The sequence below is a fragment of the Streptosporangium nanhuense genome, assembly GCF_059358815.1.
The window spans coordinates 72,465-88,522 of sequence record NZ_JCADBG010000012.1; the positions used below are offsets into that span (position 1 = coordinate 72,465).

Genomic DNA, 16,058 nt, shown 5'->3' on the forward strand with positions numbered 1-16,058 from the left:
GGCAGGAGTCGACTGCCCACCCCTGACGCGCGGTGGCTCCGGCGGTCTTGTGTCATCACTGGCCTACGTAACCCCTCGCCGGATTTGGAAGCGGCGGAAGCAATTTGAGCACATCCTTTATGTCACTTCGAATGGAGTAAGTGCCGACATATCCCCTCAAAAGGGACATATGGCGTCAAAGTTTTCAGGCTGGCCGGAAGGAATCCCTCACCTCCGGAGCCTGGTGCTTGATCATCAGATGGCGGGTCACAGAGTATTCCTGAACCGCCTCCTGACTCATGTCCTTGCCGAAGCCGCTTCCCTTGACCCCGCCGTGAGGTGCCTCGGACGCGATGGGCAGATGGTCGTTCACCCAGGTCACGCCCACATCGAGCCGGTGCGAGACGCGCAGTGCCCGCGCCACGTCCCTGGACCAGACCGAGGAGGCCAGTCCGTAGGGGGTGTCGTTGGCCAGCCGTACCGCCTCGTCCTCGCCGTCGAAGGGCAGCGCGACGAGGACCGGGCCGAAAAGTTCACCCTGAACGATCTCACTGTCCTGCGCGGCGCCGGAAACCAGGGTGGGCGGATAGTAAAATCCGGGCCCCTCGAGCGGGACGCCGCCGTGGAGCACGGAGGCGCCCTCGGCGACGGAGCGCTCCACGAAGCCGTGCACGCGGTCGCGGTGCCCGGCGGAGATCAGCGGGCCGATGTCGGTGGCCGGGTCCCAGGGGTCGCCCACCGTGATCTGGGCCAGCGTCGCGTGCAGCGCCTCGACGGCCTCGTCGTACACGTCGCGGGAGATGTAGACGCGGGTCGCGGCCGTGCAGTCCTGGCCGGTGTTGTAGGTGGCGCCCATCGCGACGCCCCTCGCCATCTCGGACAGGTCCGCGTCGCCGAAGACCAGCGCCGGGGCCTTGCCGCCGAGCTCCAGGTGGACCCGCTTCAGGGAGCCGGTGGCGCCGCGCATGACGGCGCGGCCGGTCGCGGTGGAGCCCGTGACGCTCACCATGTCGACGCCCGGGTCGGCGACGAGCGCCTCCCCCACCTCGGCGTCGCCCAGGACGACCTGGAGCAGCCCGTCGGGCGCGCCGGCGCGGGCGAACAGCTGCGCCATCCGCAGCGTGGTTCCCGGCGTCTGCGGGGCGGGCTTGATGACCACCGCGTTCCCCGCGGCCAGCGCGGGGCCGATCTTCCACACCGCCATGACCAGGGGGAAGTTCCACGGGGCGATCGATCCCACGACCCCGACCGGACGGCGCACGAGCACCGAGGTGTAGCCGGAGCTGAGCACCCCCGCGCCGGTGCCGTCCAGCGAGCGGGCCGCGCCGGCGAAGAAGCGGAGGTTGTCGGCCGCGAACGGCAGCTCGCCGTCGCGGAAGACCGCCGCGGGCTTGCCGGTCTCGATGACCTCCAGCCGGGTGAGCTCCTCGGCGTCGGCCTCGACGAGGTCGGCGAAGCGCAGCAGCACCCTGGACCGCTCGGCCGGGGTCGCCGTGCTCCACTCCTCGAACGCGGCGCGGGCCCGCCGCACGGCGGCCGCCACCTCCTCGATCGGGGTGTCGGCCACCTCCCGCAGCAGGTCTCCGGTCGCCGGATTGATCAACTTGCCCATGGAACTTCCCTCGTCGTGGTGATGCGGAGCCGTCAGGCGCCCGCCCGCTCGATCAGGTCGGCCGCCCTGCGCAGGCCGTCCCGGCCGCGGATCTCCTCGCCCGCGGCGGCGAGGCGCTCGCGGAGCGCGGTGTCGCCCAGGAGCCGCTCCAGCGCGCCGGTCAGCTCCTCGTCGGAGAAGGTGTAGGTGGCCAGGCGCACGCCGTAGCCGAGCTCGTGGACGCGCTGCGCGTTGTCGTACTGGTCCCAGAACAGGGGCAGCAGGATCATCGGCTTGCCGAAGTGCAGCGCCTCGGTGGTGGTGTTGTTGCCGCCGTGCGTGATGACCAGGTCGACCAACGGAATGATCTTGGTCTGCGGGACGAACTCGGCGCCCCACATGTTGTCGGCCAGCTTGATCTCCTCGTGCAGCGGGCCCATGGAGACGACGAAGCGGTACGGGGTCGTGCCCAGCACGTCGATGACCCGCTGCATGAGGGCGACGTCCGCCGAGCCGAGCGAGCCCAGCGAGAAGTAGACCAGCGGCCCCTCCTGCGCGGCCAGCGACGCGGGAAGCTCGAAGCCGCCCTCCGTCTCGCGCACCGAGGAGTCCAGGCGGTGCCAGGAGTCGCCCAGCGGCCGGGCGTCGGTGTAGTCGGCGATCTCCGGGAAGACGTACAGGTTGAGGTCGCCCTCGTGGATGAAGTCCAGGTCCGGCAGCGGGCGGGCGCCCTGCTCGACGACCCACTCGTTGAAGGCGGTCCAGATCTCGCGGTGGGTGCGGTCGTACTCGGCCTCGAAGGCGCCCCACTCGGAGCGGTCGTCGGCGGGCAGCCCGGAGAAGACGGGGGCCACGCCCTCGCCGCGCACCTCCAGCGGGTTGCAGGAGACGATCCGCACGAACGGCTTGCCCGCCGTCAGCAGCGCCGGAAAGGTGATGACGTTGTCCTCGACGATGACGTCCGGCTGTACACGCTCGATAATCGCCTTCAGCTGAGGCTCGCAGTACTTGGCGCCGTCGATAAGCGCGTCCCAGATCGGCTTGGTGACCGTCTCCAGCTGCTCCAGGGTCGACTTGCGGTATTCGGGGGCGGTGTCCCTGATGAAGTCCTTCCAGAACTGCCCGGCGTCCTGCTCCTCCTCGGACGGCGGCGCGAGATCGACCAGGTCCTCCTCGAATCCGAGGGCCGTCAATTTCCCCTTCCAGGAGGCCTCAGCTGCGAAAACGACTCGATGTCCGCGCTTACGAAGAATGTCGCCGATACCGATGCAGTTGTTCGTCGGCCCGTAGGCACTCTCCGGCATGAACAGGATCGTGAGGGACATCACGCCTCCTTGCGTCTAGGGGGTTACGGCTTTTGAAGAATGGTTCAATTGATGGGTGGTAAAAACGCCGGGAAACGGCCACTATGGACCCCGGCACAGAGCGTGGTTTTCAACGAGCGGGGGAATATGACGCGCAAGGGTCGGGCGGACCGGCGCCTGGATCTCATCGCGGCCGCACACCGGGCGATCATCCGGCACGGCACCGAGGGGGTGCACCTCAACCACGTCGCCGAGGAGGCCGGTCTCACCTCCGGAGCGGTCCTGTACCACTACCCGCGCCTCAGCGAGCTGCTGGTCGACGCCCACCACGCCGGGATGGAGCGCTTCTACGAGCAGAGGCTCAAGCGGATCAGCGGCATGCGCGACCCCGCGGAGAAGCTCGTGGTGACCATCCGCTCGGGGCTGCCGCACGGCCCGGACGACCCGGACGTCCGGCTGCTCAACGAGCTCGGCGGCGCCGCGCCCCGCAACAGGATGTACGCCCTGCTGCTGACCACGCTCTACGACCGCCAGGTCTCGCTCTACCAGAGCATCCTCGACACCGGGGCCGCCCTGGAGACCTTCAGGCTGTCGGGCGACTCGCTGCCCATCGCCCGCAACCTGGTCGCGCTGGAGGACGCCTACGGCTACCGCATAACGGCCCGCCACCCGGTGATCGGCGCGCAGGAGGCGGCGGAGCTCATCCTCGACTACGCCAGGACCGCGACGAACAACCCGCTCAAGTCTTCTCATTGAGGGATCAGCACTCCGTCGGCGTCCGCCCAGCCGAGCGCGACGGGGGAACCCGCCCGCACCTGCGTGGCCCCGGGGGTGGCCACCAGCAGGGGCGTGGGACGGCCGCTCACCTGGACCGACACGTGCGAGACGCCGCCGAAGAAGCTCACGTCGACGACCTCGCCGCGCAGCACCCCATCGGTCCCGATCCTGAGCCGCTCGGGCCGCACGGCGAGCAGCGCGGGCGTGCCGTCGGGCAGGTTCGAGATCCCGGGAAGCACGCCGAGCCCGTCACTGGCCAGGCCGACCGAGCAGGCCCTGCCGGGGAAGATGTTGTTGGCCCCCACGAAGTCGGCGACGAACGGGGTGCGCGGGCGCTCGTACAGCTCCACCGGGGCGTCGACCTGCTCGACCGAGCCCGCGTTGAAGACGGCGATCCGGTCGGCGAGCGACATGGCCTCCTCCTGGTCGTGGGTGACCACGACGAAGGTGATGCCGACCTCGTTCTGCAGCCGCTTGAGCTCCAGCTGCATCTCCGCGCGCACCTTCTTGTCCAGCGCCGACAGCGGCTCGTCGAGCAGCAGCAGGCGCGGCCGCTTCACGATCGCGCGGGCCAGCGCGACCCGCTGCCGCTGGCCGCCGGACAGCTGCTGCGGCCTGCGCCCGGCCATGCTGTCCAGCCCGACCTTCTCCAGCACCTCGCCGACCCGGCGGCGCACCTCCGCCCTGCCCAGCCTCTCCCGCTCCAGGCCGTACGCGACGTTCTTGGCGACGGTCATGTGCGGGAACAGCGCGTACGACTGGAACATCAGGTTGACCGGGCGGCGGTGGGCCGCCTGGCCGAGCAGGTCGGCGCCGTCGAGCGTGACGGAGCCCTCGTCGGGTGACTCGAAGCCCGCCAGGATCCGCAGGAGCGTCGTCTTGCCGCAGCCGCTGGGGCCGAGCAGCGCGAAGAACTCGCCCTGCCGGATCTCCAGGGAGACGTCCGACAGCGCCGTGACGTCGCCGAACCGGCGGCTGACACCTGTGATCTTCAGCATTAGGACAGCGACTCCGTCAGTCGGGTCATCCGCTGGGTCACGATCACCGCGGTGAAGCTCACCAGCAGCAGCAGCGTGGCCAGCGCGTTGATCTCGGGGGTGACCCCGAAGCGGACCATTGAGTAGATGACGATGGGCAGGGTCGGCGTGGTGGGCGCGGCCGTGAAGTACGCGATGACGAACTCGTCGATCGACAGGGTGAACGCCAGCAGCGCGCCCGCCAGGATTCCCGGCGCCAGCTGCGGCAGCGTGACGCGCAGGAAGGTGGTGAACGGCGTCGCCCCCAGGTCCCTGGAGGCCTCCTCCAGGGAGGTGTCGGTGCCGGTGAGCCGGGTGCGGACCACCGCGGTCACGAACGCCATGCCGAACACGGTGTGGGCCAGCAGCACCGAGTGCAGGCCGAGGGTCGACTTGATCGTGGCGTAGAACACCAGCAGCCCGATGGCGAGCACCAGGTCGGGCAGGACCGCGGGCAGCACGCCCAGCGCGTCGAGCGCCCGCGACCTGGTGTGCCGGGCCAGGCCCACCGCGAGCAGGGTGCCGAGCACCGTGGCCAGCGCGGTGGAGCCCGCCGCCACGATCAGGGTGTTGACCAGTCCCTCGCGGATCTTGGCGTTCTGGGCGAGGACGCCGTACCAGTCGAGGCTGAAGCCCTCGTAGACGTAGGGGGACTCCCCGGCGTTGAACGACATCACGACGAGCACGACGATCGGCGTGTAGAGGAAGGCGTAGGCCACCCAGAAGGGGACGTACAGCAGGCGTGGTCTACGCACGTCGGGCACTCCAGGCCTGCAGGAGCAGCAGGACGATCAGCACGGCGATCAGCGCCAGCGCGAGGGTGGACCCGAACGGCCAGTCGCGCGCCTTGAGGAACTGGTCCCTGATCAGGTTGCCGACCATGATGGAACGGCCGCCGCCGAGCAGTTCGGGGATGATGAAGTTGCCGAAGCTCGGCACGAAGACGAACAGGCAGCCGGTGAACACGCCCGGCAGGGTGAGCGGCAGCGTCACCGACGCGAACGTGCGGGCCGGCGAGGCGCCCAGGTTGGCCGAGGCCTCGCGCAGCTGCGGGTCGAGCTTCTCGATCGCCGCGTACAGCGGCAGGACCATCAGCGGCAGGTACGAGTAGACCAGGCCGGTGACGATGGTGCCCTGGTTGTAGAGCAGTTCGAGCGGCTTGTCGATCAGCCCCAGGTCCATCAGGGTGGTGTTGACCAGGCCGGGGCCGCTCAGCAGGATGATCCAGGCGTAGATGCGGACCAGGAAGTTGGTCCAGAACGGCAGCACGATCGCCACCAGGGCGATCGTCTTCCACTTCCGCGGGAGCTGGGCGATCAGGTACGCCGTCGGGTAGCCGACCAGCAGGGCGATCAGCGTGGCGATCGTGGCCAGCTTCAGCGAGCCGAGCAGGACGTCCAGATAGAGCGGGTCGAGCAACCGGGCGAAGTTCTTGCCGGTGACCTCGTAGACCACCCCGCCGAACCGGCCCCTGCGGAAGATCGTGAAGCTGAGGAGCAGGGCGAGCGGTACCAGCAGGAGGACGAGCAGGTAGGTCAGACCGGGCCCGAGGAAGACGAGTCTTCCCAGGGCACGCGACCGGCGCGCCCGCGATCTCGCGGACGCGCCGGAAACGGTGGTGGAACGTGTCACTGCTTCGCCGAGACCTCGGTCGCGAGCTGGGTGAACTTGGCCGAGTCCTCGCCAAGGTCGATGATCGACTCACCCTTGAGCAGGTCGGACGGCGTCATCTGCAGCGGGGCGTTGGCAGCCTTGAGCTTGGCGTCCATCGCGTCCATCGCGGCCTTGTTCGGGACCTTGTAGAGGATGTTCTCCGCGGCCCAGCCGTGGACCTTCGGGTCCAGGATGTAGTTGATGAAGGCGTGGCCCGCCTCCTTGTTCTTGGAGGACTTCAGCACGACCATGGTGTCAACCCACAGGTCGCTGCCCTCCTTGGGGATCACGAACTTGATGTTCTTCTCCGTGGTCGGGCACCAGCCGTCCCACGCCTCGACCATCACGGCCTCGCCGGTCTTGAGCTTCTCGCCGAAGGTGGTGTCGTCGTAGCCGAGCAGCTTCGGCTTGGCCTCCAGGAGCTTCTCCTTGACCTTGGCGATCTCCTCGTCGCTCTTGGTGTTGACCGAGAAGCCGAGCGCCTTGATGGCGGGAAGCGCCAGCCAGCGCTCGGTGGTCATCATGGTGACCTTCTTGAGCGCCTCGGCCGGCGGGTTGAGAATATCGTTCCAACTCGTCGGCTCGGTCTTCACCAGGTCGGTCCGGTAGCAGATGCCCGTGGTCCCCCAGGTGTAGGGGACCGAGAAGACGTTGCCCTTGTCGTAGGACAGCTCCTTGGCCTCGGGGTAGAGGTTCGCGAGGTTGGGGATCAGCTCCGGGTGGAGCGGCTCCAGCAGCCCGGCCTCGTTGAGGGCCTGGGCGTACTGGCCGGAGACGAAGGCCACGTCGAGACCGGTGTCGGCGCCGCTGGTGAGCTTCGCCATGATGTCCTCGTTGGTGGCGTGCTCCGTCACCTTGAGGGTGGTCTTGAGGTTGTCCTTGACCCGCTGGGGCAGGTCGGTGGGCGTGTAGCCCGCCCAGACGGAGATGGTGACGCTCTGCTTGGAGAGGTCGGCGTTGGGGTTCAGCTGCGCCGCCGAGGCGCTGGCGGCGGGCGCGGCCGCGGTGTCCGCGGCCTCACCGCCACAGGCCGAGACTGCGAGCGCGAGACCGGCGACCAGGACGGCGGCCGGAAGACGACGGGTGTACCGAGTGCGGGACACGGCCGCTACTCCTTCAGAATTCAGTGTAATTGGGGTAGACCGGCCGTTGGGAGACACGGCAGACCAAAGCAGGAGTGTTGCAGTCAACATTAACTTGAGCAAGACTTCCCCCGACATCACCCCTGGAAAGTTTGGTCCGTTTGTTAAATCCTGCTTCAATCTGGGACCGGCTCGACACCGTGCCCCGGGCCGGCGACGGGCGGACCAGCGAGCTCGTCGAGGCTCTGACCTGCGATGTGCCACCTCCATTCGAGGTGCGCCGATTCCATCCGCTCCCCGCACCGATCACCACTCTTTTCTCAATCGACACTCAATTGTCATCGACCGGCCAGGACGTCCGGGGTGCCGAGCGAGGGATCGAGGTCGACCAGACCAACCACTCGGTGATCGTCGGTGAGCGGATCGTCGTGAAATGGCTCACCCCTCCCGCGCCGCTCCCCCAGCCCGCCCCCGACGTGTTCGCGCACCTGACGTCGGTCGGCTTCACCGCGACCGCCACGCCGTACGCGTCCGTCTCCCGGCGCGCCGCCGACGGCTCCGAGCTGCTGATCGCCCTCGTCACCGCGTACCTGCCAGGGGCCGTGGACGGCTGGGAGTGGTGCGTGGACGAGGCCGTCTCCGGCGGCACCTCCTTCGCCGCCGGCCTGGGCGTCCTCGCCGCCGACCTGCACACGGCGATGGCGACCCCGTCCGCGACCTTCCCCGATCCCGTGAGACAGGCGGATGCCGTACGGGCGGGCGAGGGCCCGTGGTCGCTCCGGGCGGGCGAGGCGCTCGCGGAGGCGCTGGCGCTCACCGGCGGCGAGGACGGCGAATGGCTCGCGGAACGCGCCGGTGAGCTCCGCGCCGAGCTGGCCCCCCTGGCCTCCGCCGGAGCCACCCCGCTGATCCGCATCCACGGGGACCTGCACGTCGGCCAGGTCCTCCGCTGGCGGGACGGCTACGCGGTGATCGACTTCGACGGCAACCCGACCGTCGCGGGCGCCGACCCCTTCCAGCCCGCGGCCCGCGACCTCGCCCAGCTCACCACGAGCCTCGAACACGTCGGCCAGGTCGCGATCAGGCGACGCGACGCCGACCCCGAGGTGATCGCCGGATGGTCCGCCACGGCCCGCGCCGCCCTGGAGTCGGCCTACCGTGACCGGCTGGACGAGCGGGGCCACGCCGCGCTCCTGGACCGTTCCCTGCTGCGCCCGTTCGAGATCGAGCAGGAGTGCCGCGAGCTCGTCTACGCGGCCAGGCACCTGCCCCGCTGGCGCTACGCCCCGATGGGCGTGCTGCGGTCCCGCTACCCCTGAACCCGACACTCCCCATCGAAGGAGAGAACGTGATTCCCGAGCTGTACCTCGCCGATCTGGAGGCCAAGCCCGCCGCGCTGGCCGCCCTGGCCGACGCCCTGGAGGCGGGCGACCCCTTCGCGGGGATCCCCTCGGGGATCCGGCGGGTGCTCCTGCTCGGCATGGGCAGCTCCCGCTACGCCGCCCGGGTGGCCGCGCTGCGCCTGCGGGCCGCGGGGGTGGACGCGGTGGCCGAGTACGCCTCCGCGGCCCTGTCCTACCCGCCGTCCCCGGACACCCTGGTGGTCGCCATCTCCGCCACCGGCGGCAGCCGGGAGACCCTGGACGCGGTCGCCCGCCACCGGGGCCGGTCCTTCGTCCTCGCGCTGACCAACAACCCGGACTCGGCCGTCACCGAGGGCGCCGACCTGGTGGTCCCGATGGTGGCGGGCGAGGAGCGCGGCGGCGTCTCCTGCAGGACCTTCCAGCACACCCTCGCCCTGCTTTTGGCACTCGGCGGCCATCTCACCGTCCCCGGCTGGGGCGGGCGTGTCCCCGCCGGGGACGAGCCCGGTGGTTTCGGCCGGGACGTGCCCGAGCTGCTCCGCCGTACGGCCGAGGCCACCGCCGACCTGCTCGACCGGCGCGGCGAGTGGCTGCGGGAGGCGGCGGCGCTGCTCGACGGCCCGCACGGCGTCTACACGATCGCCCCCGCCGAGCACCTGTCGTCGGCCGAGCAGTCGGCGCTGATGTTCCGGGAGGGCCCCCGCAGGGCGGCCGACGCGTGCGAGACCGGCGACTGGGCCCACGTGGACGTCTATCTCACCAAGACCCTCGACTACCGGGCCATACTCTTCCCCGGCTCCCGCTACGACGAGCAGGCCATGGACTGGATCGGGCAGCGCGGCTCCACGGTGCTGGCCGTCGGCGGCGACCTTCCCGGCGCCAGGGCGAGCGTCCGCTACCGCCACGACGACGACCCGGACGTGGCGCTCCTGACCGAGACCCTGGTGGCCGAGCTCGTCGCCGCCCACTGGTGGCTCGCGGGGAACTGACGGGTGCCCTGCGAGCCTCTCGTGCGAAACCGGCGCGTGGGGTGCCGCCACGAAGCGGTCGGTCGACCGCATCGCCCTCCGCTTCGGACGTTCCGACGATTCCCGACGCACCGGTACGTTCCGCGTGACGGACCCGGAGCATCAGTCGTGTGACCTGTCCACCAGGACGTCGCGCAGTTGCGCGCGTGAGGTGATGCCGAGCTTGGGGAAGGCTCGGTACAGGTGGGTGCTGACGGTGCGGTGCGATAGATAGAGCTGCTGGGCGATCTCGCGGTTGGAGAGACCGCCGGCGGCCAGCCGGGCGATGTGCAACTCCTGCGAGGTGAGGAGCTCGGCGGTCGGCGGGACGCGCAGGTCACTGGCCTCTCCCGCGGCCCGCAGCTCCTGGCGGGCCTTCTCCCCCCAGGCGAGCAACCCGAGCACGTCGAAGGCGTCGCGGGCGGCCCGCAGCGGCGCGCGTGCTTCCTGGATCCGCCGACGTCGGCGCAGCCACATGCCGTGGGCGAGCAGCAGGCGCGCCCGCGCGGTGGGCCAGCGCGACACATCGGCGCTCAGCGCGTCATGATAGAGCGCCTCGGCGTCGGCGTCGTCGGCCAGCAACGCACGCGCGTGCCGGAGCCCCAGGTGCAGAAGCGGAGACGGGGTCCGGGCGGCCACCTGCTCCAGCTCCACCACCGCCCGTCTGGCCGTCTCCCGCCGGCCGGTCGCCACCGCGGCCTCGGCCAGCTCGCCGATCACCCACTGCCGCCAGATCTGGTGATGGGCGGCGTCGCCCGGTTCGAACAGCCGCCACAGGTGTCCGAACGCGTCGTCGTACCGCCCGGCGCACAACGCGATCACGCCCCTGGCGTGCTGGAGCACCGCCGCGGTCGAGCTGATCGCGACGGTGCCGAGCACGCGCTCGCCCTCGGCGGCCAGTGCCAGGCCGCGTTCCTCCTCGCCGCGTAGCCCGGCAAGCAACGCCAGCATCCCCAGGGACGAGGCCTGACGGCGCACCTGCCCGGTCTCGCGGGCCAGGCGCTGGGCCTCCTCCGCGACCAGGAGCGCCCCGGCCCAGTCGCCGCAGAAGACGTGGCGCCACACCTGCGTGCTGAGCGCCCGCGTGAGCAGGCCCAGCCTGCCCTGGACCCGCAGATCGGCGATCGAGGCGTCCATGAAGTCACCGACCAGGTCGAAGGCGCCGACCGTGCTCGCCGCGATGCCCAGGAGCCGGGTCGCGGCCCCGTCCAGCCGGGCGTCGCGCAGCTTGGTCAGGCGCTCGATGACGTCCGCCCCGCGTTCCACCGCCCCCGCCGTGGCCAGGGTCACCAGCAGTTCCGGATCCTCGTCGCCGGCCGCCAGCCGCTCGGCCAGGGCGATGACGCGCCGGCGCTGCTCCCAGCCGGGATCGCTCCACCAGCAGCGGATGGCCGCCGCCCGGACGAAGCCGAGTGCGAGCTCGCGGTCACCCACCGCCTCCACCTCTTCGGCGGTCGTGACGAGCCGCCGGATCCGCGCGGGGCCCTCGTCGCGTCCTTCTCCCAGCATCTCGGTCAGCCAGACGACCCTGGCGCGTGGCAGCTCGTCCAGGGCCGACGGTTCGGCCAGCGCGAGCAGTTCGGCGACCTGCCGGCCGCGGCCGAGCTCGAAGGCCAGTTCGGCCGCGGCCAGCAGGCGACGGGCACCCACCGTGGGCTCCTCGCTGACCTCCGCCGCACGGCGCAGGGCGGTCACCGCCACCGGGATCGCGCCGCGCTGCCGTGCCCGCGTGGCCACCTCCTCCAGCTCGGCGGCGACGGACTCGTCCCGGTGGGCGATCGCCGCGGCGCGGTGCCAGGCCCTGCGGTCCGGGTCACGGCCGTGCACCCTGGCCAGCGCTGCGTGGGCGGCCAGGCGATCGACGCGGCCGGCCTTCTGGTAGATGGTCGAGCGCACCAGGGGATGCCGGAAGCGCAGGGCCCGCCCGTGGAGCTCCACCAGCCCCGCGTCCATGGCCGGGGCGAGCGCCTCGGCGGTCATCTCGGTGCCCGTCATCATTCCGCCGCCCGCGAGGATGCCGGCCAGATCGTGGCCGTCGTCGGCGGCGGCCACCAGCAGCAGTCCTCTGGTGTGGGGCGGGAGTTCGGCCAGCCGTACGGCGAAGGCCCGCTCCAGACGTGCCGTGAGCGGCAGCACCCCCGCATCGGCCGTGATCGTCCCGCTGTCCAGTGCGAGTGGCAGCTCGACCAGGGCGAGCGGGTTGCCGTCCGCCTCGCTCAGCACGCGCCGGCGCATACCGACGCTGAGCTCGGCGGCCTGGGCGTTCAGGAGTGCCTCCGCCGCGGCCGGATCCAGGCCGGCCAGCCTCAGCTCGGGCACGTCGCTGTCGTCCAGGCTGGTCGGGTAGCCGTCGCGAAGGGCCATCAGCAGCACGATCGGATCCGAGCGCACACGCCTGGCCACGAACCCCAACACCTCGATGGTGGGCCGGTCCAGCCACTGGAGGTCGTCCACGACGATCAGCAGCGGCCGAGCGGCCGCCACCTCCCCCAGCAGGTTGAGTACGGCCAGCGCCACCATGAAGGGCTCGGGGTCACCGACCTCGGCCATCCCGAAGGCGCCGAGCAGGGCCTCCCGCTGGCGGCCGGACAGCCGATCGGCGGTACCGAGCATCGGCCGCAGCAACTGGTGGAGCCCGGCGAACGGCAGATGCGTCTCGCTCTGCACCCCGGAGACGCCGGACACCATCACATCGCGTGCCTCGGCACGTGCGGTGGCGACCGCCAGCAGGGCGGACTTACCGATACCCGGCGCGCCGGATATGACCAGGGCGCCGCCGCCTTCGTGAACGAGATCTACGAGGCCCTCGATCTGGGCCATCTCGCGGTCGCGCCCGAAGAGCATGATCACGCGATACCTTCCCCGGAACCCGATGATCAAATTGTCGCACAAGTACGTCATGTGACGAATGGCTGCTGCCTTGACGTGGAGGCGCCGCAGTGGGTGCGGAAGGCCTCCCCCGCCGGCTCGTGCCGTCCGAGCGCCATCCGTCACGAACGCCGGTTTCCTCAACCTCGCGGACCTTGAGAGCACCGGCCTTCCGCGTAGGCTTTGTGTGATCTCCACCGGATCGCGGAGAAGGAGCGCTCGATCACCACTTCAGCCAGCTTCGCGGAGGTGCTGCGTCGCCATCGGCACGCGGCCCGCCTGACGCTGGAGCAGCTCGCCGAGGCCTCGGGAGTCAGCGCCCGGACGCTGTCGGACATGGAACGCGGACGCAGCAAGGGCCCCCAGCACCGTACCGTCACCGCGCTGGCCGACGCCCTTCGCCTGGCCGACGCCGACCGCGAACAGCTCGTCGAGCTGGCGCGCGAGGGCCGCCTGCGCGACCACTGGGCCCGCCCGACCGGACTGTGCGAGCTGCCGCGCTCCGTCGACGACTTCACCGGCCGAGCCGCGGAACTGGCCTGGACCGGCGAGCTGACGCACGCCGGGGACGCGCCGGGCGCCGCGGGCGTGCGGCTCATCACCGGCTCTGCCGGGCTGGGCAAGACCACGTTGACCGTCCGCGCCGCCCATGCCCTGCGGCCGGACTTTCCCGGCGGGGTGTTCTTCCTCGACCTGTTCGGTATGTCTCCGCAGCCGCTGCCCGTCGACGAGGCTCTGGGCACGCTGCTTCGCGCACTCGGCGTCGCGGATCAGCAGATCCCGGGCGACGTCGCCGGGCGTGCGTCCCTGTACCGCTCCCTGCTGCGTGAACGGCGCGCGCTGATCGTGCTCGACAACGCCGCCTCCGAGGAGCAGGTCCGGCCGCTGCTGCCCGGCGGGGGCGCGGGCAAGGCCCTGGTGACCAGTCGCCGCCTGCTGGCCGGCCTGGAGGGGGTGCGCAGACTCGGACTCGGGCCCCTGCCCGTGCTGGAGGCCACCGAGCTGCTGACCGGAATCCTGAAAGACCGCGGCGCCTCGGACGAGGGATCGGCCGTCTGGCGGCTCGCGCAGCTGTGCGGCGGTCTGCCCCTCGCGCTCCGGATCGCCGGGAATCGGCTGGTCAGCCGGCCCGGCTGGAACGCCGCCGACCTCGCCGCCCGGCTGACGAACGAGGAGCGCCGCCTGGACCAGCTCAGTGCCGGTGATCTCAAGATCGCCACCGCGTTCGGGCTGTCCTACGAGCAGCTGGGCCACGCGACGCGACGGCTCTTCCGCCGGCTCGCCCTGGTGCCGGGTCGCGGCTTCGACGCCGCTCTCGCCGCCGTGGTGGGCGGCACGTCGATCGAGGGGGCGTGGGACGCCCTCGACGAACTCGTCGATCTCGGCCTGCTGCAGGACAGCGTGTCGGGACGTTACCGCTTCCACGACCTGGTCCGGCTGTTCGCCCGCGACCGGCTTGGGGAGGAGGAACCCGCCGACGAGCGCGACACGCTCACCGTGACGATCACATCGTGGCTGCTGCGGACGGCCACCACCGCCGGACGGTGGTTCGAGCCCGTGTACGGCCCTTCCGACCGGCCTGCTCCCGGCCTCGCCGCCCTGTCCTCCCCGGAGGAGGCCGACCACTGGCTGCGCGTGAACGTGGACAACTGGCTGGGCGCGTTACGCCACATGGCGAGCACCGGCCGGTTCGCCGCCGTCCTCGACTGCGCCGAGTCGATGCACTGGTTCTCCGACCGGTGGATGCACGCGTCTCACTGGCACGAGGTCTTCACCCTCGGAGCCGAGGCCGCCGCCGCCCTGGGCGATCCGGCCCGGCAGGCCGAGCAGCTGAATCTGCTGGCCTGGGTCCATCTGGTGCCGCGAGAGGATCTGGAGACCACACTGCGCTACACGGCCCAGGCGATGGACCTGGCCACGCGCAGTGGCGCCACGGCGCAGATCGCCTTGGCCCACCACCAGGAGGGGGGCGCGCTTCGGCGGCTCGGACGGCTCGATGAGGCCATCGTGTCGGAAACCCGGGCGGCGAGGATCTTCAAGGCCAACGGCGACATCGATCGGTACTCCCAGTGCCTCGGCGCCCTCGGCACCTGCCTTCGCGACGCCGGACACCACACCGAGGCGCTGGAGCACTATCTCGACCTGTGGGCCCTGCTGGACGACGACCGGTCGGGGATGACGCCGGGCGTCGCGGCGTTCACCCGGCCGATCGTGCTTGCCCGGATCGGCGAATGTCTGGGACTGCTCGGCAACCGGGCCGAAGCGATCACCAAGCTCACCGAGGCGATCGGCCTGATGGAGCAGGCTCGGTTGCCCGTCCCGCAGGCACGCTCCCTGGAGACACTGGCGGCCTTGCTGTCCGACGAGGAACGAACCGGCGAGAGCCGCCATGCCTATGCGCGGGCGGCGGAGGTGTACGAGGCCATCGGCGACGCCGAGGCGAGCAGCCGCTGCCGCGACCTGGCGGACGCCGCTCCCTGACGGTTTCCGCGCTACTTCTGCGTCCTGTTCTGCGTGGCCGGGCCGTGTGCGCGCGCCTTGTATGGAGTGCACCGGGAAAGACGCCGGGCCTGTCAATCCAGCTGTGGGAGCGACCATGACCACCATCGGGAACGTCGTGCTCGTACACGGTGGCTTCGTGGGCGGATCCGGCTGGCAGGGCGTCTACGACGAGCTGACCAGGGACGGACTTCGCGTCCGCGTCGCGCAGAACCCGGCGCTGTCGCTGGAGGGTGACGCCGCGATGACCCGTCGGATCCTGGACGGCCTTGACGGCCCGGCCGTCCTGGTCGGCCACTCCTACGGCGGGGCCGTCATCAGCGAGGCCGGTACCCACCCCAATGTCGCGTCATTGGCATACATCGCCGCGTTCGTCCCCGACGAGCGCGAATCGGTCGACACCCTCATCGCCGCGTTCGCCCCCGACGAGCGCGAACCGGTCGGCACCCTCATCGCCGCGTTCGCCCCCGACGAGCGCGAACCGGCCGACACCCTCGTCGCCGCCCCGCCGCCCGGCGCGCCGGTGCCGCCCGTCCTCCCTCCCGTGGAGGGCTTCCTCTTTCTCGACCGCGACAGGTTCGCCGCCTCGTTCGCCGCCGACCTGCCCGCCCAGGTGGCCGCGTTCATGGCGGACTCCCAGGTCCCGTGGGGCGTGGACGCCCTCGCCGGAGCGGTCACCGAACCGGCCTGGCGGCACAGACCCAGCTGGTACCTCGTCGCGATCGAGGACCGGATGATCCCGCCGTCGGCCCAGCGCATGATGGCCGGGCGCGCCGGAGCGAAGGTCGTCGAGGTCGTCGGCAGCCACGCCGTCCACATATCCCAGCCCGCCGCGGTCGCCGACCTCATCCGCGAGGCCGCCGCCTGACGACGTCGGCCCTCACGGGGCCGGACAGTTCCATGAAGCGATAAGGCGCC

The 16,058-nt window shown here is 70.9% G+C and carries 12 protein-coding genes; 5 read left to right on the forward strand and 7 right to left on the reverse strand.

Features of this window, described 5'->3' with window-relative positions:
• Positions 1 to 184: 184 nt before the first annotated feature.
• Complete coding sequence (locus AC5L38_RS23060) at positions 185 to 1,591, reverse strand: aminobutyraldehyde dehydrogenase (RefSeq protein ID WP_495244903.1); 1,407 nt, start codon at positions 1,589 to 1,591, stop codon at positions 185 to 187.
• Between the two features lie 32 nt (positions 1,592 to 1,623).
• On the reverse strand, positions 1,624 to 2,895 hold the full coding sequence (locus AC5L38_RS23065; RefSeq protein ID WP_495244904.1) for a glycosyltransferase: 1,272 nt from the start codon (positions 2,893 to 2,895) through the stop codon (positions 1,624 to 1,626).
• Between the two features lie 126 nt (positions 2,896 to 3,021).
• Here AC5L38_RS23065 and AC5L38_RS23070 point away from each other — a divergent pair, with 126 nt between their 5' ends.
• Positions 3,022 to 3,630, forward strand: coding sequence for a TetR/AcrR family transcriptional regulator (locus AC5L38_RS23070; protein WP_389925260.1), 609 nt, complete (start codon positions 3,022 to 3,024; stop codon positions 3,628 to 3,630).
• Here AC5L38_RS23070 and AC5L38_RS23075 read toward each other — a convergent pair.
• Genes AC5L38_RS23075 through AC5L38_RS23090 form a run of 4 tightly spaced genes read right to left on the reverse strand, consistent with a single transcriptional unit; the run spans position 3,624 to position 7,423 of the window.
• Positions 3,624 to 4,649: an ABC transporter ATP-binding protein gene (locus AC5L38_RS23075; protein ID WP_495244905.1), complete on the reverse strand. Its 1,026-nt coding sequence runs from the start codon at positions 4,647 to 4,649 to the stop codon at positions 3,624 to 3,626. The genes AC5L38_RS23070 and AC5L38_RS23075 overlap by 7 nt on opposite strands.
• Positions 4,649 to 5,422 (reverse strand): ABC transporter permease, encoded by a 774-nt coding sequence (locus tag AC5L38_RS23080; RefSeq protein WP_495244906.1) that lies wholly within the window; start codon positions 5,420 to 5,422, stop codon positions 4,649 to 4,651. Before AC5L38_RS23080 ends, AC5L38_RS23075 begins: the two co-directional genes overlap by 1 nt.
• Positions 5,415 to 6,299 carry an ABC transporter permease gene (locus AC5L38_RS23085; RefSeq protein ID WP_495244907.1) on the reverse strand — a complete coding sequence of 295 codons (885 nt, stop codon included), beginning with the start codon at positions 6,297 to 6,299 and terminating at the stop codon, positions 5,415 to 5,417. The genes AC5L38_RS23080 and AC5L38_RS23085 overlap by 8 nt, the downstream gene beginning before the upstream one ends.
• Positions 6,296 to 7,423, reverse strand: coding sequence for a polyamine ABC transporter substrate-binding protein (locus AC5L38_RS23090; protein ID WP_495244908.1), 1,128 nt, complete (start codon positions 7,421 to 7,423; stop codon positions 6,296 to 6,298). The genes AC5L38_RS23085 and AC5L38_RS23090 overlap by 4 nt, the downstream gene beginning before the upstream one ends.
• A gap of 314 nt (positions 7,424 to 7,737) precedes the next feature.
• Between AC5L38_RS23090 and AC5L38_RS23095 the strand changes: the two genes are divergently transcribed.
• On the forward strand, positions 7,738 to 8,721 hold the full coding sequence (locus AC5L38_RS23095; protein ID WP_495244909.1) for a hypothetical protein: 984 nt from the start codon (positions 7,738 to 7,740) through the stop codon (positions 8,719 to 8,721).
• Between the two features lie 29 nt (positions 8,722 to 8,750).
• A complete protein-coding gene (locus AC5L38_RS23100) occupies positions 8,751 to 9,755 on the forward strand; it encodes an SIS domain-containing protein (protein ID WP_495244910.1) in 1,005 nt (334 codons plus the stop codon).
• Positions 9,756 to 9,896: 141 nt separating this feature from the next.
• On the opposite strand, the gene AC5L38_RS23105 is transcribed toward AC5L38_RS23100, so the two are convergent.
• Positions 9,897 to 12,617, reverse strand: coding sequence for an ATP-binding protein (locus AC5L38_RS23105; protein ID WP_495245058.1), 2,721 nt, complete (start codon positions 12,615 to 12,617; stop codon positions 9,897 to 9,899).
• Positions 12,618 to 12,890: 273 nt separating this feature from the next.
• Between AC5L38_RS23105 and AC5L38_RS23110 the strand changes: the two genes are divergently transcribed.
• Positions 12,891 to 15,122: an ATP-binding protein gene (locus tag AC5L38_RS23110; protein ID WP_495244911.1), complete on the forward strand. Its 2,232-nt coding sequence runs from the start codon at positions 12,891 to 12,893 to the stop codon at positions 15,120 to 15,122.
• Positions 15,123 to 15,237: 115 nt separating this feature from the next.
• Positions 15,238 to 16,008 (forward strand): alpha/beta fold hydrolase, encoded by a 771-nt coding sequence (locus AC5L38_RS23115; protein WP_495244912.1) that lies wholly within the window; start codon positions 15,238 to 15,240, stop codon positions 16,006 to 16,008.
• The last annotated feature ends 50 nt before the right edge of the window (positions 16,009 to 16,058 follow it).

Coding starts and splice junctions, on each gene's coding strand:
- AC5L38_RS23075 (WP_495244905.1), bottom strand. CDS start 4,649: ATGCTGAAGATCACAGGTGTCAGCCGCCGGTTCGGCGACGTCACGGCG.
- AC5L38_RS23115 (WP_495244912.1), top strand. CDS start 15,238: ATGACCACCATCGGGAACGTCGTGCTCGTACACGGTGGCTTCGTGGGC.
- AC5L38_RS23070 (WP_389925260.1), top strand. CDS start 3,022: ATGACGCGCAAGGGTCGGGCGGACCGGCGCCTGGATCTCATCGCGGCC.
- AC5L38_RS23060 (WP_495244903.1), bottom strand. CDS start 1,591: ATGGGCAAGTTGATCAATCCGGCGACCGGAGACCTGCTGCGGGAGGTG.
- AC5L38_RS23105 (WP_495245058.1), bottom strand. CDS start 12,617: ATGCTCTTCGGGCGCGACCGCGAGATGGCCCAGATCGAGGGCCTCGTA.
- AC5L38_RS23065 (WP_495244904.1), bottom strand. CDS start 2,895: ATGTCCCTCACGATCCTGTTCATGCCGGAGAGTGCCTACGGGCCGACG.